Origin of the sequence: Bacillus xiamenensis (genome assembly GCF_000300535.1) — a bacterium.
Taxonomy (GTDB): domain Bacteria; phylum Bacillota; class Bacilli; order Bacillales; family Bacillaceae; genus Bacillus; species Bacillus xiamenensis.
In genome coordinates, this window is the sequence record NZ_AMSH01000001.1 from 74,334 (window position 1) to 97,184 (window position 22,851).

26 protein-coding genes are annotated in these 22,851 nt (G+C 42.7%); 1 reads left to right on the forward strand and 25 read right to left on the reverse strand.

Annotation, left to right across the window (positions count from 1 at the left end; all coding sequences use genetic code 11):
• Window positions 1-85: 85 nt before the first annotated feature.
• The 21 genes from rplS to BA1_RS00475 all read right to left on the reverse strand — a co-directional run bounded on the left by rplS (window position 86) and on the right by BA1_RS00475 (window position 19,903).
• A complete protein-coding gene (rplS, locus tag BA1_RS00375; RefSeq protein WP_008354510.1) occupies window positions 86-433 on the reverse strand; it encodes a 50S ribosomal protein L19 in 348 nt (115 codons plus the stop codon).
• Between the two features lie 137 nt (window positions 434-570).
• Window positions 571-1,305 (reverse strand): tRNA (guanosine(37)-N1)-methyltransferase TrmD, encoded by a 735-nt coding sequence (gene trmD, locus BA1_RS00380; RefSeq protein ID WP_008354511.1) that lies wholly within the window; start codon window positions 1,303-1,305, stop codon window positions 571-573.
• A complete protein-coding gene (rimM, locus tag BA1_RS00385; protein ID WP_008354513.1) occupies window positions 1,302-1,826 on the reverse strand; it encodes a ribosome maturation factor RimM in 525 nt (174 codons plus the stop codon). The genes trmD and rimM overlap by 4 nt, the downstream gene beginning before the upstream one ends.
• Window positions 1,827-1,834: 8 nt before the next feature.
• Window positions 1,835-2,221, reverse strand: coding sequence for a YlqD family protein (locus BA1_RS00390; RefSeq protein WP_008354515.1), 387 nt, complete (start codon window positions 2,219-2,221; stop codon window positions 1,835-1,837).
• Between the two features lie 103 nt (window positions 2,222-2,324).
• Window positions 2,325-2,570: a KH domain-containing protein gene (locus BA1_RS00395; RefSeq protein ID WP_034738089.1), complete on the reverse strand. Its 246-nt coding sequence runs from the start codon at window positions 2,568-2,570 to the stop codon at window positions 2,325-2,327.
• Window positions 2,570-2,842 (reverse strand): 30S ribosomal protein S16, encoded by a 273-nt coding sequence (gene rpsP, locus BA1_RS00400; RefSeq protein ID WP_008354520.1) that lies wholly within the window; start codon window positions 2,840-2,842, stop codon window positions 2,570-2,572. Before rpsP ends, BA1_RS00395 begins: the two co-directional genes overlap by 1 nt.
• Window positions 2,843-2,947: 105 nt before the next feature.
• Window positions 2,948-4,288, reverse strand: coding sequence for a signal recognition particle protein (ffh, locus tag BA1_RS00405; RefSeq protein WP_008354521.1), 1,341 nt, complete (start codon window positions 4,286-4,288; stop codon window positions 2,948-2,950).
• Window positions 4,289-4,301: 13 nt separating this feature from the next.
• Window positions 4,302-4,634, reverse strand: coding sequence for a putative DNA-binding protein (locus BA1_RS00410; RefSeq protein WP_008354523.1), 333 nt, complete (start codon window positions 4,632-4,634; stop codon window positions 4,302-4,304).
• Between the two features lie 142 nt (window positions 4,635-4,776).
• Window positions 4,777-5,763, reverse strand: a complete 987-nt coding sequence (gene ftsY / locus BA1_RS00415; RefSeq protein ID WP_008354525.1) for a signal recognition particle-docking protein FtsY — start codon at window positions 5,761-5,763, stop codon at window positions 4,777-4,779.
• A 21-nt stretch (window positions 5,764-5,784) separates the two neighbouring features.
• The gene (gene smc / locus BA1_RS00420; RefSeq protein WP_008354527.1) at window positions 5,785-9,345 is read right to left on the reverse strand and encodes a chromosome segregation protein SMC; all 3,561 of its coding nucleotides are present in this window, start codon (window positions 9,343-9,345) and stop codon (window positions 5,785-5,787) included.
• Window positions 9,346-9,450: 105 nt separating this feature from the next.
• Complete coding sequence (gene rnc / locus BA1_RS00425; protein WP_008354529.1) at window positions 9,451-10,194, reverse strand: ribonuclease III; 744 nt, start codon at window positions 10,192-10,194, stop codon at window positions 9,451-9,453.
• A gap of 186 nt (window positions 10,195-10,380) precedes the next feature.
• On the reverse strand, window positions 10,381-10,614 hold the full coding sequence (gene acpP, locus BA1_RS00430) for an acyl carrier protein (protein WP_003212028.1): 234 nt from the start codon (window positions 10,612-10,614) through the stop codon (window positions 10,381-10,383).
• Window positions 10,615-10,695: 81 nt separating this feature from the next.
• Window positions 10,696-11,439, reverse strand: coding sequence for a 3-oxoacyl-[acyl-carrier-protein] reductase (fabG, locus tag BA1_RS00435; RefSeq protein WP_008354531.1), 744 nt, complete (start codon window positions 11,437-11,439; stop codon window positions 10,696-10,698).
• Window positions 11,439-12,383, reverse strand: coding sequence for an ACP S-malonyltransferase (gene fabD, locus BA1_RS00440; protein ID WP_008354534.1), 945 nt, complete (start codon window positions 12,381-12,383; stop codon window positions 11,439-11,441). Before fabD ends, fabG begins: the two co-directional genes overlap by 1 nt.
• Window positions 12,384-12,397: 14 nt before the next feature.
• A complete protein-coding gene (plsX, locus tag BA1_RS00445; RefSeq protein WP_008354536.1) occupies window positions 12,398-13,396 on the reverse strand; it encodes a phosphate acyltransferase PlsX in 999 nt (332 codons plus the stop codon).
• Window positions 13,397-13,411: 15 nt separating this feature from the next.
• Entirely contained in the window at window positions 13,412-13,978 is a 567-nt protein-coding gene (gene fapR / locus BA1_RS00450; protein WP_008354539.1) for a transcription factor FapR, read from the reverse strand.
• 112 nt (window positions 13,979-14,090) lie between these two features.
• Complete coding sequence (recG, locus tag BA1_RS00455; RefSeq protein ID WP_008354541.1) at window positions 14,091-16,139, reverse strand: ATP-dependent DNA helicase RecG; 2,049 nt, start codon at window positions 16,137-16,139, stop codon at window positions 14,091-14,093.
• Entirely contained in the window at window positions 16,117-17,019 is a 903-nt protein-coding gene (sdaAA, locus tag BA1_RS00460) for an L-serine ammonia-lyase, iron-sulfur-dependent, subunit alpha (protein ID WP_008354543.1), read from the reverse strand. The genes recG and sdaAA overlap by 23 nt, the downstream gene beginning before the upstream one ends.
• A gap of 20 nt (window positions 17,020-17,039) precedes the next feature.
• Entirely contained in the window at window positions 17,040-17,702 is a 663-nt protein-coding gene (gene sdaAB, locus BA1_RS00465; RefSeq protein ID WP_008354546.1) for an L-serine ammonia-lyase, iron-sulfur-dependent subunit beta, read from the reverse strand.
• A 149-nt stretch (window positions 17,703-17,851) separates the two neighbouring features.
• A complete protein-coding gene (locus BA1_RS00470) occupies window positions 17,852-19,525 on the reverse strand; it encodes a DAK2 domain-containing protein (protein ID WP_008354548.1) in 1,674 nt (557 codons plus the stop codon).
• Window positions 19,526-19,540: 15 nt separating this feature from the next.
• Window positions 19,541-19,903 carry an Asp23/Gls24 family envelope stress response protein gene (locus BA1_RS00475; protein WP_008344871.1) on the reverse strand — a complete coding sequence of 121 codons (363 nt, stop codon included), beginning with the start codon at window positions 19,901-19,903 and terminating at the stop codon, window positions 19,541-19,543.
• Between the two features lie 271 nt (window positions 19,904-20,174).
• Between BA1_RS00475 and rpmB the strand changes: the two genes are divergently transcribed.
• Window positions 20,175-20,363, forward strand: a complete 189-nt coding sequence (gene rpmB / locus BA1_RS00480; protein ID WP_003212514.1) for a 50S ribosomal protein L28 — start codon at window positions 20,175-20,177, stop codon at window positions 20,361-20,363.
• Window positions 20,364-20,432: 69 nt separating this feature from the next.
• On the opposite strand, the gene spoVM is transcribed toward rpmB, so the two are convergent.
• The 4 genes from spoVM to rsgA all read right to left on the reverse strand — a co-directional run bounded on the left by spoVM (window position 20,433) and on the right by rsgA (window position 22,840).
• Window positions 20,433-20,513 (reverse strand): stage V sporulation protein SpoVM, encoded by an 81-nt coding sequence (spoVM, locus tag BA1_RS00485; RefSeq protein ID WP_008354550.1) that lies wholly within the window; start codon window positions 20,511-20,513, stop codon window positions 20,433-20,435.
• A 71-nt stretch (window positions 20,514-20,584) separates the two neighbouring features.
• The gene (locus tag BA1_RS00490; protein WP_008354552.1) at window positions 20,585-21,229 is read right to left on the reverse strand and encodes a thiamine diphosphokinase; all 645 of its coding nucleotides are present in this window, start codon (window positions 21,227-21,229) and stop codon (window positions 20,585-20,587) included.
• 60 nt (window positions 21,230-21,289) lie between these two features.
• Complete coding sequence (gene rpe / locus BA1_RS00495; protein WP_008354554.1) at window positions 21,290-21,940, reverse strand: ribulose-phosphate 3-epimerase; 651 nt, start codon at window positions 21,938-21,940, stop codon at window positions 21,290-21,292.
• 3 nt (window positions 21,941-21,943) lie between these two features.
• The gene (gene rsgA / locus BA1_RS00500) at window positions 21,944-22,840 is read right to left on the reverse strand and encodes a ribosome small subunit-dependent GTPase A (RefSeq protein ID WP_008354556.1); all 897 of its coding nucleotides are present in this window, start codon (window positions 22,838-22,840) and stop codon (window positions 21,944-21,946) included.
• Between the last annotated feature and the right edge of the window lie 11 nt (window positions 22,841-22,851).

Here is a 22,851-nt window from a genome sequence, read left to right on the forward strand (position 1 = left end):
CACCTTCTCTCTTCTAACGGTTGTCTCTATACATTGTACAAAAAAAGAGCCTGTTACAGGTAACAAGCTCTTTCCTTTGATATCATTATCGTCTGATTTCTTTGATACGAGCCGCTTTACCGCGAAGTTCACGTAGGTAGTAAAGTTTCGCACGACGTACCTTACCGTGACGTACAACTTCGATCTTAGCGATTTTTGGTGTGTGTACAGGGAATGTACGCTCAACGCCTACACCGTAAGAGATCTTACGAACTGTGAAAGTTTCGCTGATTCCACCACCACGACGCTTAATTACTACACCTTCAAAGATCTGGATACGCTCACGAGTACCCTCAACAACTTTAACGTGTACACGTAAAGTGTCACCAGGACGGAACGCAGGAAGATCAGTGCGTAATTGTTCTTTTGTGATTTCTTCAATCAAATGTTGCATCGTTTTCAACTCCTTCCAACAGATGCTCATGTCCTCTTTCTTCATTGCAGCGGAACATCGTTTTCAAACTTGAATCGGCAAGCCGTCCAAGTCACAAGTAGTATCATACCACACCTCTATGACGTGTGCAATACAATCTAGTCATTATGAAGCTGCCAAAGCCACCTTTTTTCTTCATCGGTTAATGTTTTGCAAGAATCGATCAAATCCGGCCGTCTTGTATAGGTTCGCTTCAAGGATTCTTTACGCCGCCACTCTTCAATCTTGGCATGATTACCAGAGAGCAGGACATCCGGTACTTTCAACCCTTTATAATCAGCTGGTCTTGTATAGTGCGGATGCTCAAGCAGACCTGTACTAAATGAATCTTCGATATGGGACGCTTCTTTTCCAAGCACATGAGGCAAAAGCCTGACCACACTGTCTGCAATCATCATCGCCGGCAGCTCTCCGCCTGTGAGAACAAAATCTCCGATTGAGATTTCATCTGTGACAAGATGCTCCCTGATGCGCTCATCGTAGCCTTCATAGTGGCCGCAAATGAACATAAGATGCTCTTCTTTTGCAAGCTCTTCTGCTTTCTTTTGTGTATATCTTTCTCCTTGAGGACAGACAAGAATAATGCGGGGCTTCTTGTTTGCTTTTTTCGTCAAATCTTCTACCGCATCAAATACAGGCTGTGCTTTCAGTACCATGCCAGCACCGCCGCCATACGGGTAGTCATCCACTGTTTTATGCTTATGATCCGAATACTCTCTAAAATTGACGACTTGAAATGAGACGGCGTCTTTCTCCTGAGCTTTTTTTAAGATCGATGAGTGAAGCACGCCTTCGAACATTTCAGGAAAAAGCGTTAAAAAATCAATTTTCATTCGTCAATGAGTCCTTCCATCACTTCAATGTGTACTTTCTTGGATGAGATATCAATTTTTTTGACGACTGATGGAATATAAGGGATAAGGGCATCTTTTTTGCCTTTTCTTCCAACAACCCATACATCATTTGCCCCTGGCGTTAAAATCTCTTTGATTTGACCGATGAGTTTGTCCTCTTCATCGTAAACTTCGCAGCCGATGATTTCGTGGAAATAAAATTCCCCTTCATCTAATGACCCGAGATGTTCTTTTTCTACTTTTAAAATTGATTCCTTTAATTGCTCTGCTTCATTTAATGAGCCGACTTCTTCAAATGTAAGCAAATCAAACTGTTTGTGCTGCCGGTGTGATGCGACAGTGACTTTCAGCGGCTCTTTTTGACCTTGCTTAAAAATATAAAGGACACTTCCTTTTTTGTAGCGCTCTTCTGGGAAATCTGTCTTTGACACGACGCGCACTTCTCCGCGCACTCCGTGTGTATTGACGATCTTCCCAACATTCAACCAATCTAGCTCCATGTTCTCAATCACCCCTGACGTATTTCCACAATGGTGCCGTCTTTTACGACGATGACATTATCTTGCATTTTGTCATCCCACTTATCACCTATTTTCACTTCAACAAGCGCATCCACTTCTGTTTCTTTCATTTCACTTCCTAGCGGCAAAATATGCAGCTGCTCGACCTGAAAATCAATTTGTCTGATCTTCTCTTGCCTTTTTTCAATGGCTTTTTGAAATTGAGGGATGGCTTCTTGTTGATGTGGTTCTTTTTCATGCTTCTTTAGTTGAAAATATAATTGATTGCATTCACGTTCTAGTCTTTCTTTTTTCTCCAAAAAAGTCGTTAACAGTTTGTCCTTACTGCTTTCAGTTAATACTTGCATCACGGTGACATGTTGAATGATCTGCATCTTCCTTTTTGTCCCCCTATCCGAAGGCATTTGTCCTCTACAGTATAACGAAAAATAGATTTAAACGTGTAAAAAAAGGGGAGGTCCTAAGCCCTCTCCCTTTTTAGTCAGCAATCTCAAGTTGAACTTTCTTAGAAGACTCTGCACCTGCTGCAAACATGACTGTTCGTATCGCTTTTGCTGTACGTCCCTGCTTTCCGATCACTTTTCCGGTATCTTCGGCATTGACAGACAGTGTGTAAATCACCTGCTCATCTTTTTCTAATGAAGATACGTGAATATCTTCAGGAAAATCAACAAGTGGCTTGACGATGGACACAATCAATTCTTCCAAGGACAGCTCTTTCATTATTTGCTGTTTTTCGCATGATGAAATTTTTCAAGAATTCCTTGGCTTGAGAAAAGGTTACGAACTGTATCAGATGGTTTCGCACCATTTTGAAGCCATTTAAGCGCTAATTCTTCGTTGATTTTCACCTCAGCTGGTGATACCACTGGGTTGTAAGTTCCAACTGTTTCAATGAAACGACCATCACGTGGTGAACGAGAATCTGCTACAACAATACGATAGAAAGGAGATTTTTTTGCTCCCATACGTTTTAAACGAATTTTTACTGCCATTTTACTAGCACCTCCGAAAATATTTCAACAAAATAGTATATTAACAATGATAAAAGGGTTTGTAAAGTGTTTTTTCTTAACAACGGTTTTATCATGTATAACCAATTACATAAATGGTAATTTAAAGCCCTTTTTCTTTCCTTTGGACATGTTGGTCATCTGCTTCATCATCTTTTTCATTTCGTCAAATTGCTTTAAAAGGCGATTGACTTCCTGTACAGATGTTCCGCTTCCCTTTGCAATCCGTTTTCTTCGGCTTGCATTGATGACCTCTGGCTGTTCTTTTTCCTCGGTCGTCATGGATTTAATGATCGCTTCGATGTGATTGAGCTGCTTTTCGTCTACTTGGACGTTTTTGAGCCCTTTCATTTTACCGGCTCCCGGCATCATTTGGATCAATTCATCAAGCGGCCCCATATTACGAACTTGGCCAAGCTGCTCGAGAAAATCATCGAGCGTGAAGCTCATTGTCCGCATTTTTTGTTCAAGCTCTTTTGCCTTATCTTGGTCAACGTTTGCCTGTGCTTTTTCAATCAGTGTGAGCACATCGCCCATACCAAGAATTCTAGATGCCATTCGTTCTGGGTGGAATGGTTCTAGCGCATCTAGCTTTTCTCCTAGTGCAGCGAATTTAATCGGCGTATTTGTGACAGCGCGAATCGAAAGTGCTGCTCCGCCTCTTGTATCACCGTCTAGTTTCGTTAGAACGACACCTGTTAAACCAAGCTGTTCATTAAAGCTTTTTGCGACATTGACAGCATCTTGACCTGTCATAGAGTCTACAACAAGGAAGATTTCTTCTGGATTTGCTACTTCTTTTACTTTCTGAAGTTCACCCATTAATTCTTCATCGATATGAAGACGCCCTGCTGTATCTAAAATGACATAATCGTGGTGTTCTTCTTTCGCTTTTTCAATTGCCTGTTTGGCAATTTCAACAGGACTGACTTGATCACCTAATGAGAATACTGGCATATCAAGCTGTTTCCCTAGCGTTTGAAGCTGCTGGATCGCGGCTGGTCTGTAAATGTCAGCAGCCACCATCATCGGCTTGCGATTATGTTTTTTGCGAAGTAAGTTGGCAAGCTTCCCAGTTGTAGTCGTTTTACCTGCCCCTTGAAGACCAACCATCATAATGACTGTTGGAGGTTTTTTCGCCACGGCGATTTTACTCTCTTCCCCGCCCATTAATTCAGTGAGTTCTTCTTTTACAACTTTAATGACCTGTTGTCCAGGGGTAAGGCTTTTCATGACCTCTTGCCCAACTGCCCGCTCGCTTACTTTTTTCACAAAGTCTTTCACTACTTTAAAATTGACGTCAGCTTCAAGAAGGGCAAGGCGTACCTCGCGCATCATTTCTTTTACATCTTGCTCTGACACTTTTCCTTTGCCGCGGATTTTTGAAATCGTCTGCTGCAGTCGGTCGGCTAATCCTTCAAATGCCATACTGTGCCGCCTCCTAATCTAATTTCTCAAGCGATTCAATTAAAGCTTCTGCTTCTTCCTTTTGCGCGGAGTCTGCTACAAGCTCTCTCATTTTTTTGAGAAGTTCTTTACGCTCTTTAAATTTCTTAAACAAGAGCAGCTTTTCTTCATATTGTTCAAGCATCGCTTCAGTCCGTTTAATATTATCATAAACAGCCTGTCTTGATACTTCATATTCATCCGCAATTTCACCGAGGGAAAAATCGTCTAGGTAGTAAAGCGACATGTAGCTCTTTTGCTTTGCGGTTAACAACGATTGATAGAAATCAAACAAGTAGTTCATTCTCGTTGTTTTTTCAAGCGTCATGGGCTCTCTCCCCTTTGTTAAGTTCATTCCCTTTACATCAACTAAGTTTACACGGTTCTCATCTGTGTGTCAAGTTTTTATCTTGTCACTTCCTGCGGTGCTATATAAATAAAAAATGCCGGCAGCTTTACCGGCATTTTCATTAGTCTTCTTGATCAATGACGTCTGAGAATAATCCATACACATACGATTCAGCATCGAATTCTTGCAGATCGTCCACTTTTTCACCTAGACCGACAAGCTTCACGGGGATGTTCAGTTCATTACGAATCGCAAGAACAATCCCGCCTTTTGCAGTACCATCAAGCTTGGTTAACGCAATTCCTGTCACATTTGTCGCTTTCGAAAATTCCTTCGCTTGCGCCATAGCATTTTGACCGGTTGTCGCATCAAGAGCAAGCAGTACTTCGTGCGGTGCATCTGGCACTTCGCGCTCAATCACTCTCTTGACCTTCTCCAGCTCTTTCATTAAGTTGACTTTGTTTTGCAGTCTGCCTGCTGTATCACAGATCAGGACATCTGCTTTTTTGGCTTTTGCAGATTGAACGGCATCATAGATGACGGCTGCTGGATCAGAGCCTGCTGTTTGTTTGACAACCGGGACACCTGAACGCTCTCCCCATACTTCAAGCTGCTCAATCGCACCGGCACGGAATGTATCACCTGCTGCTAAAATGACGGATTTCCCTTCATTTTTCAGCTTGTTTGCAAGCTTACCGATTGTCGTTGTTTTTCCAACACCGTTAACGCCCACAAATAAAATAATATTTAAACGCCCGTCTTCAATGTTCAGCTCAGAGATTTGTTCCTCTCCGCTATTGTAAATGTCAACGAGTTTTTCAGAGATGACGGCCTGCACTTCACTTGGGTCTTGAATGTTTCTTAATTTCACTTCTTTTTTCAGCTCATCAATCAGTTCCATCACAGTCGTAAAACCAACATCAGCACCGATTAAAACTTCTTCGAGTTCTTCGAAAAAGTCTTCATCAACCTTGCGATAGCGAGAAATCAGTTCATTTACTTTTCCTTGAAACGAATTTCTCGTTTTTTCAAGGCCATCTTTAAACTTTTCTGATACTGAATCGCTTTGCTGCGCAAATTTTTCTTTTAGTTTCTTAAAAAAGCTCATTGGTTCAAAAACCTCCTTTAATTACTGGACAAGCTCTTTCGTTTCTTCTAGTTTGACGGATACTAGTTTTGAAACGCCAGACTCCTGCATGGTGACACCGTACAGAACATCTGCTTCTTCCATCGTTCCTTTTCGGTGTGTGATGACAATGAACTGTGTTTCTTTGCTGTATTTCTTTAAATACTGGGCAAAGCGGAACACATTTGCTTCATCAAGCGCCGCTTCTACCTCATCTAGCACGCAGAATGGCACTGGCCGCACTTTTAAGATGGAGAATAATAAAGCGATCGCTGTTAATGCTCTTTCTCCGCCTGATAGCAGGCTTAGGTTTTGCAGCTTTTTCCCTGGCGGCTGGGCGACAATATCGACGCCAGCGTTTAGTAAATCGTTTGGATCTGTCAGCTTGAGATCTGCCCGTCCACCACCAAATAATGCTTGGAAAACAGACTCAAAATGCCCGCGGATTTGAGAAAATGTCTCAGAGAAGCGCTTTGTCATTTCTTGGTCCATTTCTTCGATGACTTGGAATAACGTATTTTTCGCTTCTGTCAGATCATTTCGCTGTTCTGTTAAGAAAAGATAGCGTTCATTTACTCGTTCATATTCATCAATACTGCCTAAGTTCACTGTTCCGAGCTCTTCAATGGCTAGTTTGATCAGTTTCACTCGTTTTCTTGCTTCATCCGGCGATAGCGACAGTTGGTACATTTCTTTTGCTCCTTCAAATGAAAGAGCATATTCTTCGTTTAAATAAGCGATGAGGTTATCAAGCTCTACTTCCATGCGGCCAAGCTTGATCTCTTCATCCTTTAAACTTGTCGTGAGCTGCTTGTAAAGACGTTTTTGCTCTTTGAGTTCACGTTCAGCAAATTCTAATGTTTCAGAAAGAGCCATACGCTGTTTACGGCGCTCTGAAATGAGTGCTGTCGTTTTGTTTTTATTTTCCAGCTTCTCTTTTGCCGCTTCTTCCAGCTGTTCTGCTCCGCTTGAGCTGGATGACATTTCACTTGTTAAGAGGGATAAATCTTCTTTTGTTTCCATCAGCGCTTTTTCAGCTTCTTCTAATTCAGCCGTTAAGCTTGAAAGTTTTTCTTGTTCATTAGCCAAAGACTGCTCTTTTTTGGCAAGTGAGATTTTCAGCTCTGTTAACTCGGCAGAAATGGTTTCTTTCGTTGAGCTTTGGGTCTGCTTTCGTTTGGTTAACGTGTTGATCTCTTCATCAAGAGACGTCAATTTCTCACCAATAGAGACTTCAAGAGCTGCCTGTTCTTTGTCCTTGCTCGCAAGTTCACTAGCGCGCTGCTGTAATTCTTCTTTTTCTTGATCGTAGAGCTCAAGATGAGCGTTAATATTTTTTTCTGCTACTTGCAGTTCGTATAGTTTTCCTTTCAGCTCTTGCTGCTTTTCTCGAAGTGTTTCGCCGCGCTGACGCAGTTCATTTAATTGGGATTCGCTTGCTGAAATGGCCTGCTTCGTTTCTTTTGTTTCTTTTTCAAGGATCGTTGTTTTTTCTTCCATTTCAACGAGCTGCTTTGTTAATGTTTCGATCTCTCGGTTCCTTGAGAGGAGGGAGTTGCTCTGTTTCTTCATGCCGCCCCCAGTCATTGAACCGCCCGGGTTCACGACGTCCCCTTCAAGGGTCACGATGCGGTAACGATGTCCGAGCATTTTCGCCAGTTCATTGGCGCCTTTTAAGTCTCTAACGATAAGGACTGTTCCAAGCAAATTCTGTATGACCTTCTGATACTTTTCGTCAAAGGAAACGAGCTGACTCGCTACACCGATAAATGCGGCATGCTGTTCAGCTGTTTGGATATCTCTGAACTGAATGGTTCGTTCTTTGATGACGTTCATTGGCAAGAAAGTCGCTCGTCCAAAGGAATGCTGCTTTAAGTAGCCAATGGCCTGTCTCGCAGCCGCTTCATTTTCCGTGACCACATGCTGTGTGGCTGCGCCAAGCGCGATTTCAATCGCTGTTTCATGCTGCTGCTCTGTTTGAATTAGCTCTGCAATCGCACCATGAATACCGCCTAATCGGTCCTTTGCCTTTAAGACCTCTTTTACTCCTTGGAAAAAGCCGGAGAAGTCTTCCTGCATCGATTCAAGCATCTCTTTTTTTGATTTTGCCTGTTGTACATATTGATAGGCCTGGTAAAGAGCCGTTTCTTTTTTCTCGTATTGACGTTTCATTTGCTCAAGCTTTTGTTCTGCCTCTCTAAAGCGTTTCACCTGAGCCAAGATGTCTTCTTCTCGTTCTGAAAGCTGCTGCTCCGCTTCCGTTTTCTTTTCTTTAACAGACACCCGTTCTTCAATATGTTTCTGGTTATTTTGCGTGAGACGCTCTAGCTGCAAGGCCGTCTGGCGCTGCTGCTCTTCAAGTAATTTGCGCTCATTTCGAATAGAAGCCTGTTCGTTTAATAGATCAAAATAATCGCTTTTCAGCTGTTCAATTTGACCTTCGACATCTTCACTATGGAGCGACAGCTGGTGCTGTTTTGTTTTCACTTCATCTTTTAGCTGCTGCACTTCTTTTTGCAGACTGTCACGCGTGATTTCCTGCTGCTGAATCTTCTCGGTTAACAGCGCCTGTTTTTCGGTTAAACGGATGAGCGCTTCTTCCAGCTGCCCTTGGTTAGCGGCTGCATTTTTTTTGCGTTCTTTTAGAACCTCTTTTTTTCCTTCAAGCTTTTCTAATTCCTCACTTGTGAAAAGGAGAACTTCTTGGAGGTCATGAATCGATTCGTCAAGCGCCTGAATTCGGTCCCTCGACTCTTCAATTTTGGCTTCTTTTGCCTGAATGTCTGTGGATTGCTTCATTTCATCTTGTTTGAAACGCTCGACCGCTTCACCAAGTGCTGTCCATTTTTCGTGAAGTGCTTCGATATCATGGACGGTGAGAGCAATTTCTACATTTTCAAGCTCTTCTTTCTTTTGCAAATAGTCCTTTGCAATGGATGCTTGCATTCTTAATGGTTCTACTTGATCTTCTAGTTCATGCAGAATATCTTCAACCCGGTTTAAGTTGTCCTGCGTTTCAAACAGTTTGTTCTCGGCTTTTTTCTTTCTGGTTTTATATTTCAAGACACCAGCCGCTTCTTCGAAGATGCTTCGTCTCTCTTCAGCCTTACTCGATAGAATCTCTTCTACCTTCCCTTGACTGATGATCGAAAACGCTTCCTTCCCAAGACCTGAGTCCATGAAAAGATCAATAATATCCTTTAAGCGGACTGACTGATTGTTTATGAGAAATTCACTTTCTCCAGAACGATACACCCTTCTTGTCACACTGACTTCGTGAAAATCGATCGGCAAAAAGTGATCTTCGTTATCCAGCGTTAATGTCACCTCTGCTAGGTTGACTCTTTTCCTTGAGTCACTTCCTGCAAAAATGATGTCTTCCATTTTTCCTCCGCGGAGGCTTTTCGCTGATTGTTCGCCAAGTACCCAGCGGATGGCATCTGTAATATTACTTTTGCCGCTTCCGTTTGGTCCAACAACAGCTGTGACCCCTTTGACAAAGTCCACGGTCACTCGCTGTGCGAAAGATTTGAATCCTATCACGTCTAAACGTTTGAGGAACATGAGAGTGATCCTCCTTATGTATTTAAAGTACTATCATCTTACCATATGAAGTGAAAAAAGATGATGGAAAACAGAGTGAAATCCCCCTGAATGACGAGGGGGATTTTATTGGTTCATATGATGCTTCTGTAATTTAGCAAGTGCTTCCTGTGCAGCGTGCTGTTCTGCTTCTTTTTTCGAGCGGCCGTTTCCAATCCCAAGCACTTCTCCTCTGAGCGATACATTCGCTTCAAATTCTCTGTTATGTGCTGGACCTTTTTCATGAAGGATTCGGTATTCAAGAACACCTTTCCCATCACGCTGAACAAACTCTTGAAGCTGGCTTTTAAAGTCCATGACATGCGAGAAAGCACCGTCGTTAATTTTCGGATACACATAGGCTTCCAGGAATTGTTCAACAGGCTCAAGCCCTTGGTCTAAGTAAAGTGCTCCGATAAACGCTTCGAATACGTCTGCTAAGAGTGCTGGGCGCTTTCTGCCGCCTGTCATTTCTTCCCCTTTTCCTAAAAGAACAAGGTCTCCAAAGGACAGCTCATGTGCCAGTGACACAAGAGATGGTTCACATACGATCGCCGCTCTTAGTTTTGTTAAATCTCCCTCGCTCATTGCTGGATATTTCGCAAATAAGAACTGTGAGATTGTCAATTCTAAAACAGCGTCTCCTAAAAATTCAAGTCTCTCATTATCCTCATAAGGTTTTTTCCTGTGTTCATTTACATAAGAAGAATGTGTAAAGGCTTGATAGAGAAGCTTTTCATTTTTAAAGTGTACGGAAATGCGCTGCTGGAATTCTCTAAATTGCTCTAGTTTTTTACTCTGTTTCTGTTTGTCTTTATAGTGTTTTGGCATAGCAACCTCCAGGTAGGCGTGTCATCGCCTTTAAGGATACTGATTATATGGAGTCTCTCTTTCTACATGCAAGGAAACGCTGCTCCTTAGCATCTGAAAAAGGCTGACAATTGATCAGCTGAATGTGTTGAAACTAACATAAATTTTCAAAGTCCCGTCTTGAAAATAGACGGGACTTTGTTACGCTTATTGCTGGCTATTTATGTAGTTCACAGCGTCACCGACTGTTGCAATTTTTTCAGCATCTTCGTCAGAAATTTCCATATCGAACTCATCTTCAAGTTCCATAACTAGCTCAACTACATCAAGGGAATCAGCGCCTAAATCTTCTTTAAATGAAGCTTCCATTTTCACGTCAGCCTCATCAACGCCAAGGCGGTCTACAATAATTTTTGATACACGCTCTAATACGTCTGCCATTGCCTTTCACCTCCCCTCAAAGTATTATAGTTGATTCGTTTTTAAAAAACTAGAGAAAACCTAATGAAATTTTGATATTTCTTAGGACATGACCATTCCGCCATCTACTTGGATGGTTTGGCCTGTAATATAACCTGCTCCTTCTGAAGCTAAAAAAACAACAACGTTGCTTATATCTTCAGGCGCACCAAAGCGTGCGAGCGGGATTTGTTTCAGCATGTCTGCTTGCACATTGTCATCAAGCTTGTCTGTCATATCAGTAGAAATAAAGCCTGGTGCTACTGCATTGACTGTAATATGACGGCTTGCCAGCTCTTTCGCTGTTGTTTTCGTTAAACCGATCACACCAGCTTTTGCTGCCACATAGTTCGCTTGTCCAGGGTTTCCGCAAACGCCAACGACTGATGCCACATTGATGATTCTTCCGCTTCGCTGTTTCATCATTTGACGTGTCACAGCTTTTGTACAGTTGAAGACGCCTTTTAAGTTTATGTTAATGACATCATCCCATTCATTTTCTTTCATTCTCATGAGCAGGTTGTCCTTTGTAATCCCTGCATTGTTCACAAGAATATCGATGGAACCAAATGTATCAATGGCTTGTTTCATTAATGACTGTACTTCTTCCGCATTCGAGACATCCGCTTTGACAGCAAACGCCTGCTGGCCAAGTGCTTTGATTTCATCGACTACTTCATTTGCTTTTGCTTCGTTTCCTGAATAGTTGACCACAACATTTGCACCATTCTTCGCTAAATCAATTGCGATCGAACGGCCAATACCGCGTGATGCACCTGTTACAACGGCTGTTTGATTTGTAAGCATCAAGAGTCCCCCTTTAATGTTTGAATTGCTGCTTCAATGCTTGCTTGATCTGAAACGGAAATAGTCGTCAGGCGGCGATTGACCTTTTTCACAAGACCTGAAAGCACTTTACCAGGACCAATTTCAATAAATGTTGTCACACCTAAATCAATCAGGCGTTCCACACTTTCTTCAAAACGAACAGGAGAATACAATTGTTCAATGAGTTTTGTCTCAATCTCCTCACGAGACGTTACGATATCTGCTGTTACATTGGAGATAACCGGTGTTTTGGCATCCGAAATGTCTAGCTTTGACAGAACATCTGTGAATTTTTCAGCTGCCGGCTTCATTAAAGCGGAATGGAAAGGTCCACTTACTTCCAGTGGGATCGCACGTTTTGCGCCCTTTTCTTTCGCTTTCTCTGATGCCAGTTCGACTCCTTTTGCAGTACCAGAGATGACGATTTGACCAGGACAGTTTAAGTTAGCGAGCTCTACAAGATGGCCGCTTTCTGTCACTTCTTTTGTCACTTCTAAAAGGGCCGCTTGGTCTAAGCCAAGAATCGCTGCCATAGCGCCTTCTCCTGCAGGAACGGCTTCATTCATTAATTCGCCGCGTTTTCTTACTGCATAAACGGCATCTTTAAACGAAAGAGCACCCGCTGCAACAAGAGCTGTATATTCACCAAGACTGTGACCTGCCGCATAATCGACTTTCATTCCGCTCTCTTCAAATTTCTTTAAGATGGCGATGCTTGTTGTTAAAAGAGCTGGCTGTGCATTATAGGTCAGCGTCAGTTCTCCTGCATCTCCTTCAAAAATCATTGAAGATAAATCAAACCCTAGGGTCTTATCTGCTTCTTCAAACACAGCTTTAGATGCTGCTTCTTGATCAAATAAATCTTTTCCCATGCCAATTTTTTGAGAGCCTTGGCCTGGGAATAAAAAAGCAATTTTACTCATGCTGCTTACCTCCATTAAGACTCATTCGTGTTTTCTTTTTGAACTTCTTGATGAATGATGGCTGAAACGTCTTTTTCAACGATATCGCGCGCCTGACGAATGGCATGGAAAATCGCATTTTCATCAGATGAGCCGTGCGCTTTAATAACAGGTGCTTTTAAACCAAATAAAGCGGCACCGCCATATTCGGAGTAATCCATTTTAGATTTCATCTGCATTAGTTTTGGCTTCATCATGCCTGCTGCGATTTTGGCTGTCAGGCTAGATGTTAATGTTTCTTTCAGCATTTTAAAGACAGAAAGGGCTGTCCCTTCAATCGTTTTCAGAGCGATATTTCCTGTAAAGCCATCAGTGACAACGACATCAGCTACACCTTCTAATAAATCACGAGACTCGACATTTCCTACAAAATTCAAGTCTGATGCTTTTAGTAATTCAAAGGTTTTTTTCGTTAAATCGTTGCCCTTTTTATCTTCTGTACCGACATTTAAAAGTCCAACACGCGGATTGCTCTTTGGGAAGACACGCTCTGCGTAAATGGACCCCATCATGGCATATTGCAAAAGATGCTCTGGCTTTGCATCAACGTTTGCGCCGACATCTAATAATAAGAACCCGCTGCCATCCAGTGTTGGCAAAGTTGGTGCAAGTGCCGGTCTGTCAATGCCATCGATCCTTCCTACGATAAACAGTCCTGCGGTCATGAGTGCGCCAGTATTTCCAGCTGAAATACACGCATCTGCTCTTCCTTCTGATACTTCCTGCGCCATTTTCACCATAGAAGAATCCTTTTTACGTCTAACTGCACGCACTGGTTCATCTGTTGGTTCAATGACTTCTTTTGCATCTAAAATGGTGATGCGTTCTTCATTTGTTATGTAAGGTTTGATTTTGCTTTCATCGCCGACAAGTGTAATCTCAATATCTGAAAATGCTACTAAGCTTTTTTGCACACCGTCTATAATGGCTTTAGGGGCATGATCTCCCCCCATTGCATCGACTGCAATTCTCATGTTATGTGCCACCTTTTACTTTTGTTTTGAGCGATACATGACGAAATCGCCTGAGAAGACAACTTCCTCACCCACATAGCTATTTACTTCAACTACGGTTCTGCCTTTTTCTTTATCATGTGAGGCAACTTTGGCTTTTGAGACAACTCTTTCGCCTTGTTTGACCTGCCTTGTAAACTTGATATTTGCTTTTGCTGTCAAAGCCAGTTCATCGTCGATGACGGCAACTGCCAGCGAATTTGCCTGGGCAAAGAGATGATGTCCCCTGGCAATTTGGTTACGGCTGAATACATGCTCTTTTCTCACTTCGAAAATGGAAATCGCTTGATCATCAAGCTTTACATCAATCATTTCTCCAATCACTTCATCCAGCGGAAGCGACTTCACTTCATCCTCTAATGTCTTTTCGGCAACGTGCTTAATTCTTTCGCGCAATTCAGGGATTGAGAGCTCCAAACGATCAAGTCGAACCGTTTGAATGCTTACACCGAATTTACCTGCCAATTCTTCATCAGTAATGAACGGAGTCGAGCTGATCGTTTGCTGGAGAAGCCTTTGACGTTCTTTTTTATTTAGTTTCATATGCAGACACCATCCGTACATTTATGACTAGGTACTAATAGTAGTATATAATCTCATAGATGATAAATCAATCCTTGTTTCAAAAAGACAAGAAAATTCCTCCAGCACTTGATCAGCTCAATTTATCTCCGCCAAGCACACCGCTGTCTACGAGTGTTTGACGAAGTTCTTTGTATTCAGGCTCTGTCCAAAAGGCGTCAGACTGCACGAGCTCTGCCGCATCTTTTCTAGCGGTTTCAAGCGCTCTATAGTCATGAACCATATCTGCCACTTTAAATTCAGGCATCCCGCTTTGTTTCTTGCCAAAGAAGTCGCCTGGTCCCCTTAGTTCCAAGTCTTTTTCTGACAGTTCAAAGCCATCGGTCGTTTCAGACATGATCCGCATCCGCTCTTTACCCGTCTCTGATTTCGGATCTGCCATTAAGATACAAAATGATTGATGCTCTCCGCGTCCGACCCGTCCTCTTAGCTGATGAAGCTGTGACAGTCCAAAGCGGTCCGCATCATATATGACCATGATGGTGGCGTTCGGCACGTTGACCCCGACTTCAACAACCGTGGTTGAAACGAGGATTTGGACTTCATTTGCGGTGAACGCTCTCATCACCTGATCTTTTTCATCGCTCGCCAGTTTCCCGTGCATTAAACCAATCGACCACTTACCGCGATACGCCTCCGTCAGCATGCTATGAACATCAATTGCATTTTGCACATCCAGTTTGTCTGATTCTTCTATGAGCGGACAAATAATGTATGCTTGTCTGCCTTTTCTCAGCTCTTTATCCACAAAAGCAAGAATCCTTTCAAGCATGTCATGCTTCACCCAATACGTTTCAATTTGCTTTCGGCCGGCTGGCAATTCATCAATGACGGATACATCCATTTCTCCAAAGACCGTAATCGCAAGGGTTCTTGGGATAGGTGTTGCGGTCATAAATAAAACGTCTGGGTCCTGTCCTTTACTTCTCAATTTTTTCCGTTGTTCCACGCCGAATCTGTGCTGTTCATCTGTAATGACAAGACCAAGCTGCTTAAATTCCACTTCGTCTTGGATGAGGGCATGCGTACCGACCAATAGATCAATTTCGCCCTCTTTCAAACGTTCCAGCAGTTCTCTGCGGCGCTTACCTTTCACAGAGCTAGTGAGCAGCGCAATATTCAATCCCCATTTTTCAAACAGCTGGTAAAGTGAATCTGCGTGCTGTTCTGCCAAAATCTCGGTTGGCACCATCAGTGCACCTTGAAAGCCGGATAAATGAGCGGCATAAAGCGCAATGGCCGCAACGGCTGTTTTCCCTGATCCAACATCTCCTTGAAGCAGCCGGTTCATCCGGTACGGGGACGCCATATCAGACATGATTTCATCAAGCACTCTTGATTGCGCTTTTGTCAGCGGGAACGGCAGACTGTGAACAAACTCAAAGACAGCTTCTTTTGAAAATGGATGCTGGATGCCTGATGTTTTTTCTCGTTCTTTTTTTCTGATCGCCTGCATCTTCAGCTGAAACATCAGAAACTCCTCGTACACGAAACGGCGCCTTGCTTGCTTGAGCGAATCTCTTGTTTCTGGGAGATGAATGGCCTTTAGCGCTTCTTGATACGACATGAGTTTATAAGCAGCGACGAGCTGCTTTGGCAATGGATCTTCCGCTTGATCTGCATAAAGCGATAAGGCTTGCTTCACAAAACGTCTCATCATCTTCACTGTCACATTTTCTTTGACCGAATAGACAGGCTCAATACTGCCATCTTGTTCGTGCGTTCCTTTTTTAAATTCCTGCACCATGATAGATTGACGGTTTTTATCCCATTTCCCTGTGACAGATACCGTATCACCTAAAACAAGACTTCGTTTTAAATACGGGCGATTGAAGCAAATAGCTGTAATGAGAAAACGCCCGACAAGCAGCCTGAACGTCAGCCTGCTTCTTTTTTTTCCATAATAGGTGAGAACGGGCTCACTGTGCACTTTTCCTTCCACTGTGACACGTTCGTCATGCCTTACTTCTTCTAAGTTGCGAAGCTCATAATCATCATATCGATAAGGAAAGTAGCCGAGCAAATCGGCTACTGTATGGATTCCAAGTTCATTTAGTGTTTTTTCTGTTTCGGCTCCAATTCCCTTTAGGACTGAGACACTATCTTGCAGTTTCTGTATCACGAGATGAGGTCACACCTCCGAAAATCTTCTTTTCAAGCTCTCTTGCTGTCGGTGTTGCAGCGAGTCCGCCTTGCGCTGTCTCACGAAGAGCTGTTGGCATCGTCTGACCAATTTTATACATGGCATCAATGACCTCATCACATGGGATACGGCTTGTAATGCCGGCAAGTGCCATATCTGCTGCAATCATTGCATTTGAAGCACCCATTGCGTTTCGTTTCACACATGGCACTTCGACAAGTCCTGCTACTGGATCACAAACAAGTCCAAGCATGTTCTTCAGTGTAATGGCCATTGCTTCAGCCGATTGCTGCGGCGTGCCGCCTGCCATTTCTACAATGGCGGCTGCTGCCATACCTGATGCTGAGCCTACCTCTGCCTGACAGCCGCCTGCTGCACCAGAGATACTTGCGTTATTGGCCACAACAAAACCAAATGCGCCGGATGTAAACAGGAATCTGACCATTTGTTCTTTCGTTGGCTTTAATGTTTCTTTCACCGCAAAGAGCGTACCTGGCACAACACCTGCTGAGCCTGCTGTAGGCGTTGCACAGATGGTTCCCATTGCTGCATTGACTTCGTTTGTTGCAACTGCCTTACTGACAGCATCTAAAATCGTATGACCAGACAATGTTTTGCCTGATGCGATATATGCTTGAAGTTTCACCGCATCTCCGCCAGTTAAACCTGATAATGATTTCACACCTTTTAGTCCGTTTTCAACAGCCTGCTCCATCACTTCTAGGTTGCGGTACATTTGCGAGAAAATGTCTTCGCGTGACTTCCCTGTCACTTCCATTTCTTGTGTAATCATGATTTCTGAAATGGAGGTATTCCGTTCTTCTGTAAGCTGCACGAGTTCTTTGACGTTTTTAAACATCCTACATAACCTCCTTGTTGTTACTCTGCAATTTGTGTCACTTGAATAATGTTAGGTAGCGTCTCCAGCTCTGATAGAACCGCCGGATCAATATTTTGATCCACTTCAATGGTCATCAGTGCCTCTTGCCCAACCTCTTTGCGCGCCACTTCCATATGACCGATGTTGATCGCAAATTTCGCTAACACATTGGCAACTGCCGCAATCGTCCCGTAGCGATCGTTATGAACGACAAGAATGGCTGGGTGATTACCTGAAAGTCTAAGCTCGAAGCCATTTAATTCTGTGATTTCGATTTTACCTCCGCCAATGGAAATCCCAATTAATTCAAGCTTTCCATTCGCATCTGAGATGTCTACTTTTGCTGTATTCGGATGCGCTGGTACGGCGTCTTCTTCTATAAATTCAATCTCGATGCCTTTGCTTTTGGCAATATCGATCGCTGTTTTGATTCGTTCATCAAATGTATCAAAGTCAAGAACACCGCCAATAATGGCTACATCTGTACCGTGTCCTTTATACGTATCTTTAAAAGAGCCATAAAATGAAACGACAATTCGTTTCGGTTCTCTTCCGAATAAACTGCGTGCCACTCTTCCTATACGAGCCGCACCCGCTGTGTGCGAACTTGATGGACCAATCATGACGGGTCCAATAATATCAAACACACTTCTAAATTTCATAGGTCTTCCCCTCTCATAACCGCTTGCGTAGTGGTTTGTTTCTTCCTTTAGACTAATGGATTCATTCGATTCCCGCAACTCATTTCAGCAATGAACGCCTAGTAAAAAATTGCAAAAGAAGAAGAAGGGCTTTATGTGCCCTTCTTTCTTTATTCAACAGCCAAAATATATGAATAAAGCGGCTGTTTCCCATCGTGGACTTCAACTTCTACATCTTCAAATGTTTTTTCAATATATGCTTCTAACGCTTCCATCTCATCAGATGTTGCATCTTCGCCTTTAATGATGGTGACAATCTCATCATCTTCTGTCACCATTTGGTTCAAAAGCTCTTTTGCAGCATCTAATTGATTTTTAGCTGTTAAGGTGATTTTTCCATTGTATAGACCCATATAATCGCCTTTAGCAATGTCGATTCCATCAATTTGGGTATCTCTCACTGCAAAGGTAATTTGGCCGCTTTTCACATGATCAATCGCTTCTAGCATCGCTGCTTCATTGTCTTCATTTGAAGCTGTTTCATTTAGAGAAAGAAGTGCCGACATCCCTTGAGGAACAGTCTTCGTCGGAATAACAACGACCTCACGACTTGAGACAGTTGCCGCCTGTTTAGCTGCCATGACAATATTAGAATTATTAGGTAAGATAAAGACGGTTTCGGCATGAATGCTATCAATTGCTTTGACAATGTCTTCTGTGCTCGGATTCATCGTCTGCCCGCCTTCAATCACGACGGAAGCCCCGATACTTTTAAACAAGTCCGCAATTCCTTCTCCCATTGCAACACTCACTACCCCAAAACGCTGTTTTTTAGCAGCAGGTGCTTTTGGTGCAGCAGTCGAGTGATCTTTTTCTTCATTGACGATCGAGCTATGCTGCTCTCTCATGTTTTCTATTTTCATATTGATCAAGCTGCCGTAGCGCTGTGCATATGATAAGACTTCTCCTGGGTGCTCTGCATGAATATGAACCTTCGCTAGCGTATCATCAGATACCACAAGAAGTGAATCTCCGAATTCGCTTAATTCTTCTCTAAAGGCATTTTCTTCAAAGGACTGTTTATCTTCTTCAAATTTCACCATAAATTCTGTACAATAGCCAAATTCTATATCTTCTGTGTTCATATGGCTTTGTGCACTTTTATGATGCTCTGCACTCACAAGTTCTTTTAATGTTGGCAAAGAGGCTGTTTTAGGAGGAAGATCCTCTCCTCTTAAAGAAGCAAGAAAACCTTCATATACACAAAGAAGCCCTTTACCGCCGCTATCTACAACACCGACTTCTTTTAATACTGGAAGGAGATCTGGTGTGCGGTCAAGTGATGCTCTTGCTTCCTCAATCGTTAATTCAAGAACACGATCAATTTGATCTTCTGCCGCTGAAACAGCAACCGCTTTCTTTGCTGCGTCTTTTGCAACCGTTAAGATGGTGCCTTCAATCGGTTTCATGACGGCTTTATATGCTGTATCAACACCCGCCTGCAAGGCAAGGGCAAATTCTTTGGCGTCAATCGTTTCTTTGTGCTCTATATTTTTACTGAACCCTCTGAAGAGCTGAGACAGGATGACACCTGAGTTTCCTCTTGCGCCCATCAATAGCCCTTTTGAGAGAGCCACCCCGACCTTACCAATGTGATCGGTATTTGTTTCTTCAACTGCTTTTGCCCCTGAAGTCATCGACAAATTCATATTTGTCCCCGTGTCTCCGTCTGGCACTGGAAAAACATTTAACGCATCAACAATTTGTGCGTTTTGAGAAAGATGGTGTGCACCTGCAAGAATCATTTTTGCAAATGAGCGGCCATCAAGATTTCTAATAGACAATATATTTCCTCCTTACTACGGATTCGTAACTTTTACTCCTTGTACGTAAATGTTGACTGAGTCAACTGAAAGTCCAATTGTGTGATGAATCGTATATTTGACTTTCGTTTGAACATTATGTGCGACTTCTGATATTTTTGTACCGTAGCTGACGATGATGTACATATCAATATGAATGCGGTCTTCTTTTTGACGCACAAGAACACCCCGGCTGAAGTTCTCTTTGCGGAGAATATCCGTCAAGCCGTCCTTTATTTGATTTTTGGACGCCATGCCAACAATACCATAGCAATCGATCGCAGCGCCTCCTGCCACCATTGCAATGACTTCATTTGATATATCAATTTGTCCGTATTTCGTTCTAAGTTCAATGGACACATTGGTTCCCCCTTTTTGAGAAATTGCCCTGAGTTATCACTATTTTACTATAAGACCCTTCTTTTTAAAAGAAATCATTCAATCCGACCCAATCCTACTTATACTATAGCCTTGATTTTTTATCAAGATGTCAAGGTATTTTTCTTGAAAGAGGTGGAAACAATCCTTGCAAACCCCTTGAAGCTGTGGTAAATTATTAAAGTATCTTGAGGCATCTCTAAGTACGTATATGAAGAATATGATGATGTTTTCGCAGTTAGGAGGGAAACAAATGGCACGTAAATGCGTTATTACAGGCAGAAAAACAAAAGCTGGGAACAACCGTTCTCACGCAATGAACTCTACAAAACGTACATGGGGCGCGAACCTTCAAAAAGTTCGTATTCTAGTGGACGGTAAGCCTAAAAGAGTATATGTATCAGCTCGAGCTTTGAAATCTGGTAAAGTTGAGCGTGTATAAGCAAGAGTAAACGCCTGCTACAGTTAAATGTAGCAGGCGTTTTTATGTGGAAATAAAGGAGATTACTCATTAATCTTTCTTAAATGAACCAAGCATCGCACGGACAATGCCGCCAAGAAATCTAGGCAGTTTGATTGTATAAAATTTCATTTTGTCCCCCTCCTAAAAGTACCGCTTGCAGCACAATTGAGCTTAATCAGCCATCCACATTGATAGGTTGGTCAATCTTTGCTTCTTACCATTATTAATATGCCTTCATGAAAAGAAAAAGTACCATTTGAGTGGATGAGTTCGTTACTAATACATAGTGTGGAACCTGGCTCAATATGACAATTTTTCAGAGGATATTTGAAACCTTTTAATGTCAGCTTTTCAACCGATGTACCGAAGGGCAGAAACGACACATATTTTTTACCTAAGTCTTGTTTGATTGCGTATGTACCAGGGCCAAACATTTGAATGATATTTTGTTTGTCTACGAGTGTGATGCTCTGTTTGTGCTGAATGCCTTTGTAAAGGAGATGGATATTTCCCAGAAAATGATCCGCTCTGCCGCCTGTGATTCCGTAGATTTGAATATGCGATGGGTTCTGACGAAGTGCCCAGTTAAGCGCAAGCTCTAAATCAGTTTCATCTTTCTCTGCCTGAAAAACATTCAGCGCAGGCAATGTCTTTTTTAGCTCATGAAGCTCTTCTTCTGTCACACTATCAAAATCACCAAATGCTCTTTCAGGAACAATGCCCTCTGCTAGTAAGAAAAGAGTCCCACGGTCTACACCGACCCAGAGAATGTCTTCACGAGATGCTTCATGAGTAAGCGGCGGGATGTATTCAAAAGGACCGCCGGCGACGATATGTATGTGCATGATTACGCTCCTCTCCATTGAAAAAAGAACCAAAGCTCACAATAACTTTGGTTCCTTTCCTTACGCTTCTCGAATCGCCTGAATGGCTGCTGCGCGGTTGTCTTTTCCGTATACCGCTGAGCCGGCGACGAGTAAATTAGCACCTGCATCCTTGCAGCTTCTTGCTGTTTCCACGTTGACACCGCCGTCTATTTCAATGAGTAAATCGGTTAAGCCCTTTTGTTCACTAAGTGCCTTTACTTCTTTTACCTTCTCGAGGACGGATGGAATAAACGCCTGTCCGCCAAAACCAGGGTTCACCGTCATGAATAATACTAGATCCACATCCTCTAATACATGCTCAATTTGAGAAACAGGTGTATGCGGGTTTAAGACGACCCCTGCTTTTACACCTTGCTCTTTGATGTGCTGTATCGTGCGGTGCAAGTGCGGACACGCCTCGACATGAACAGAGATGATGTCAGCGCCTGCTTTTGCAAATGCAGGGATATACTCATCTGGCTGTTCAATCATTAAATGGACATCGAGTGGCAGCTTTGTATGCGGTCTGATCGCTTCCACTACATTTGGTCCAAATGTGATATTCGGTACGAAATGACCATCCATCACATCAATATGAATATAATCCGCTCCGCCTTGTTCCACATCACGGATATCTTTCTCCAAATGAGCAAAATCTGCTGATAAAATGGAAGGGGCAATATAAACCATGATTTAGTACCTCGGCTTTCTGTCTTTGATTTCAGCTAAAAATTCTAAATAATGCTGATAGCGATACTCTCTGATCTGCTCATGCTCTACAGCATCTTTTACCGCACAGCCAGGCTCTTTCACGTGCAAACAGCCTCTAAACTTACAATCTGCGCTTCTCTCTCTGATTTCTAAGAAATAGAGCCCTAAATCCTCCGCTTCGATGCCTGTAAATTCAAGTGAGCTGAAGCCAGGTGTATCTGCAATGAGCCCTTCAGCCGTTCGTATGAGTTCCACATGTCTTGTTGTATGTTTTCCCCTGCCAAGATGGGAGGAAATATCATTTGTTTTCAGCGCCAAATCAGGGCTCATCGCATTTAAAAGAGAGGATTTACCTACACCGGACTGACCTGCAAATACGGTGATTTTATTGTAAAAGTGCGGGGTCAGCTGTTCAATTCCATCCTTCTCAATCGTGGATGTTAAATGAACATCATATCCAATTTGTCGATAGTCTTCTGCATATGCTTGAATGGCCTCACGCTCTTGCTCTGTTTTCAGCAGATCGATTTTTGTGATACAGATCAACGGCTTGATATGATTGGCTTCAACAAGCACGAGGAATCTGTCTAAAAGCGATGTGCTAAAGGTAGGCTCTGCCGCTGAGAAAACAAGCACCGCTTGATCAACGTTACTGATGGGCGGCCGAACAAGTTCATTTGTCCGCTCTTTTACTTCTAATAAGTAGCCTTCCTTATCGTTGTCTGCTTGATAGACGACATAATCTCCAACAAGAGGTGTTATTTTGTTTTTACGAAAAATGCCTCTTGCTCTGCACTGAATCACTTTTCCACTTTCTTCAGACTCATCCAGCACATAATAAAATCCGCTTAATGCTTTAATAATTTTGCCCTCAGGCATAAAGTCCCTCC

Bases quoted from the DNA above. Each gene is read 5' to 3' on its own strand.
- rplS (WP_008354510.1), bottom strand. From the start codon at position 433: ATGCAACATTTGATTGAAGAAATCACAAAAGAACAATTACGCACTGAT.
- trmD (WP_008354511.1), bottom strand. From the start codon at position 1,305: ATGAAAATTGATTTTTTAACGCTTTTTCCTGAAATGTTCGAAGGCGTG.
- rimM (WP_008354513.1), bottom strand. From the start codon at position 1,826: ATGGAGCTAGATTGGTTGAATGTTGGGAAGATCGTCAATACACACGGA.
- BA1_RS00390 (WP_008354515.1), bottom strand. From the start codon at position 2,221: ATGCAGATCATTCAACATGTCACCGTGATGCAAGTATTAACTGAAAGC.
- BA1_RS00395 (WP_034738089.1), bottom strand. From the start codon at position 2,570: ATGAAAGAGCTGTCCTTGGAAGAATTGATTGTGTCCATCGTCAAGCCA.
- rpsP (WP_008354520.1), bottom strand. From the start codon at position 2,842: ATGGCAGTAAAAATTCGTTTAAAACGTATGGGAGCAAAAAAATCTCCT.
- ffh (WP_008354521.1), bottom strand. From the start codon at position 4,288: ATGGCATTTGAAGGATTAGCCGACCGACTGCAGCAGACGATTTCAAAA.
- BA1_RS00410 (WP_008354523.1), bottom strand. From the start codon at position 4,634: ATGACGCTTGAAAAAACAACGAGAATGAACTACTTGTTTGATTTCTAT.
- ftsY (WP_008354525.1), bottom strand. From the start codon at position 5,763: ATGAGCTTTTTTAAGAAACTAAAAGAAAAATTTGCGCAGCAAAGCGAT.
- smc (WP_008354527.1), bottom strand. From the start codon at position 9,345: ATGTTCCTCAAACGTTTAGACGTGATAGGATTCAAATCTTTCGCACAG.
- rnc (WP_008354529.1), bottom strand. From the start codon at position 10,194: ATGCCAAAACACTATAAAGACAAACAGAAACAGAGTAAAAAACTAGAG.
- acpP (WP_003212028.1), bottom strand. From the start codon at position 10,614: ATGGCAGACGTATTAGAGCGTGTATCAAAAATTATTGTAGACCGCCTT.
- fabG (WP_008354531.1), bottom strand. From the start codon at position 11,439: ATGCTTACAAATCAAACAGCCGTTGTAACAGGTGCATCACGCGGTATT.
- fabD (WP_008354534.1), bottom strand. From the start codon at position 12,383: ATGAGTAAAATTGCTTTTTTATTCCCAGGCCAAGGCTCTCAAAAAATT.
- plsX (WP_008354536.1), bottom strand. From the start codon at position 13,396: ATGAGAATTGCAGTCGATGCAATGGGGGGAGATCATGCCCCTAAAGCC.
- fapR (WP_008354539.1), bottom strand. From the start codon at position 13,978: ATGAAACTAAATAAAAAAGAACGTCAAAGGCTTCTCCAGCAAACGATC.
- sdaAA (WP_008354543.1), bottom strand. From the start codon at position 17,019: ATGTTTAAAAACGTCAAAGAACTCGTGCAGCTTACAGAAGAACGGAAT.
- sdaAB (WP_008354546.1), bottom strand. From the start codon at position 17,702: ATGAAATTTAGAAGTGTGTTTGATATTATTGGACCCGTCATGATTGGT.
- rpmB (WP_003212514.1), top strand. From the start codon at position 20,175: ATGGCACGTAAATGCGTTATTACAGGCAGAAAAACAAAAGCTGGGAAC.
- spoVM (WP_008354550.1), bottom strand. From the start codon at position 20,513: ATGAAATTTTATACAATCAAACTGCCTAGATTTCTTGGCGGCATTGTC.
- BA1_RS00490 (WP_008354552.1), bottom strand. From the start codon at position 21,229: ATGCACATACATATCGTCGCCGGCGGTCCTTTTGAATACATCCCGCCG.
- rpe (WP_008354554.1), bottom strand. From the start codon at position 21,940: ATGGTTTATATTGCCCCTTCCATTTTATCAGCAGATTTTGCTCATTTG.
- rsgA (WP_008354556.1), bottom strand. From the start codon at position 22,840: ATGCCTGAGGGCAAAATTATTAAAGCATTAAGCGGATTTTATTATGTG.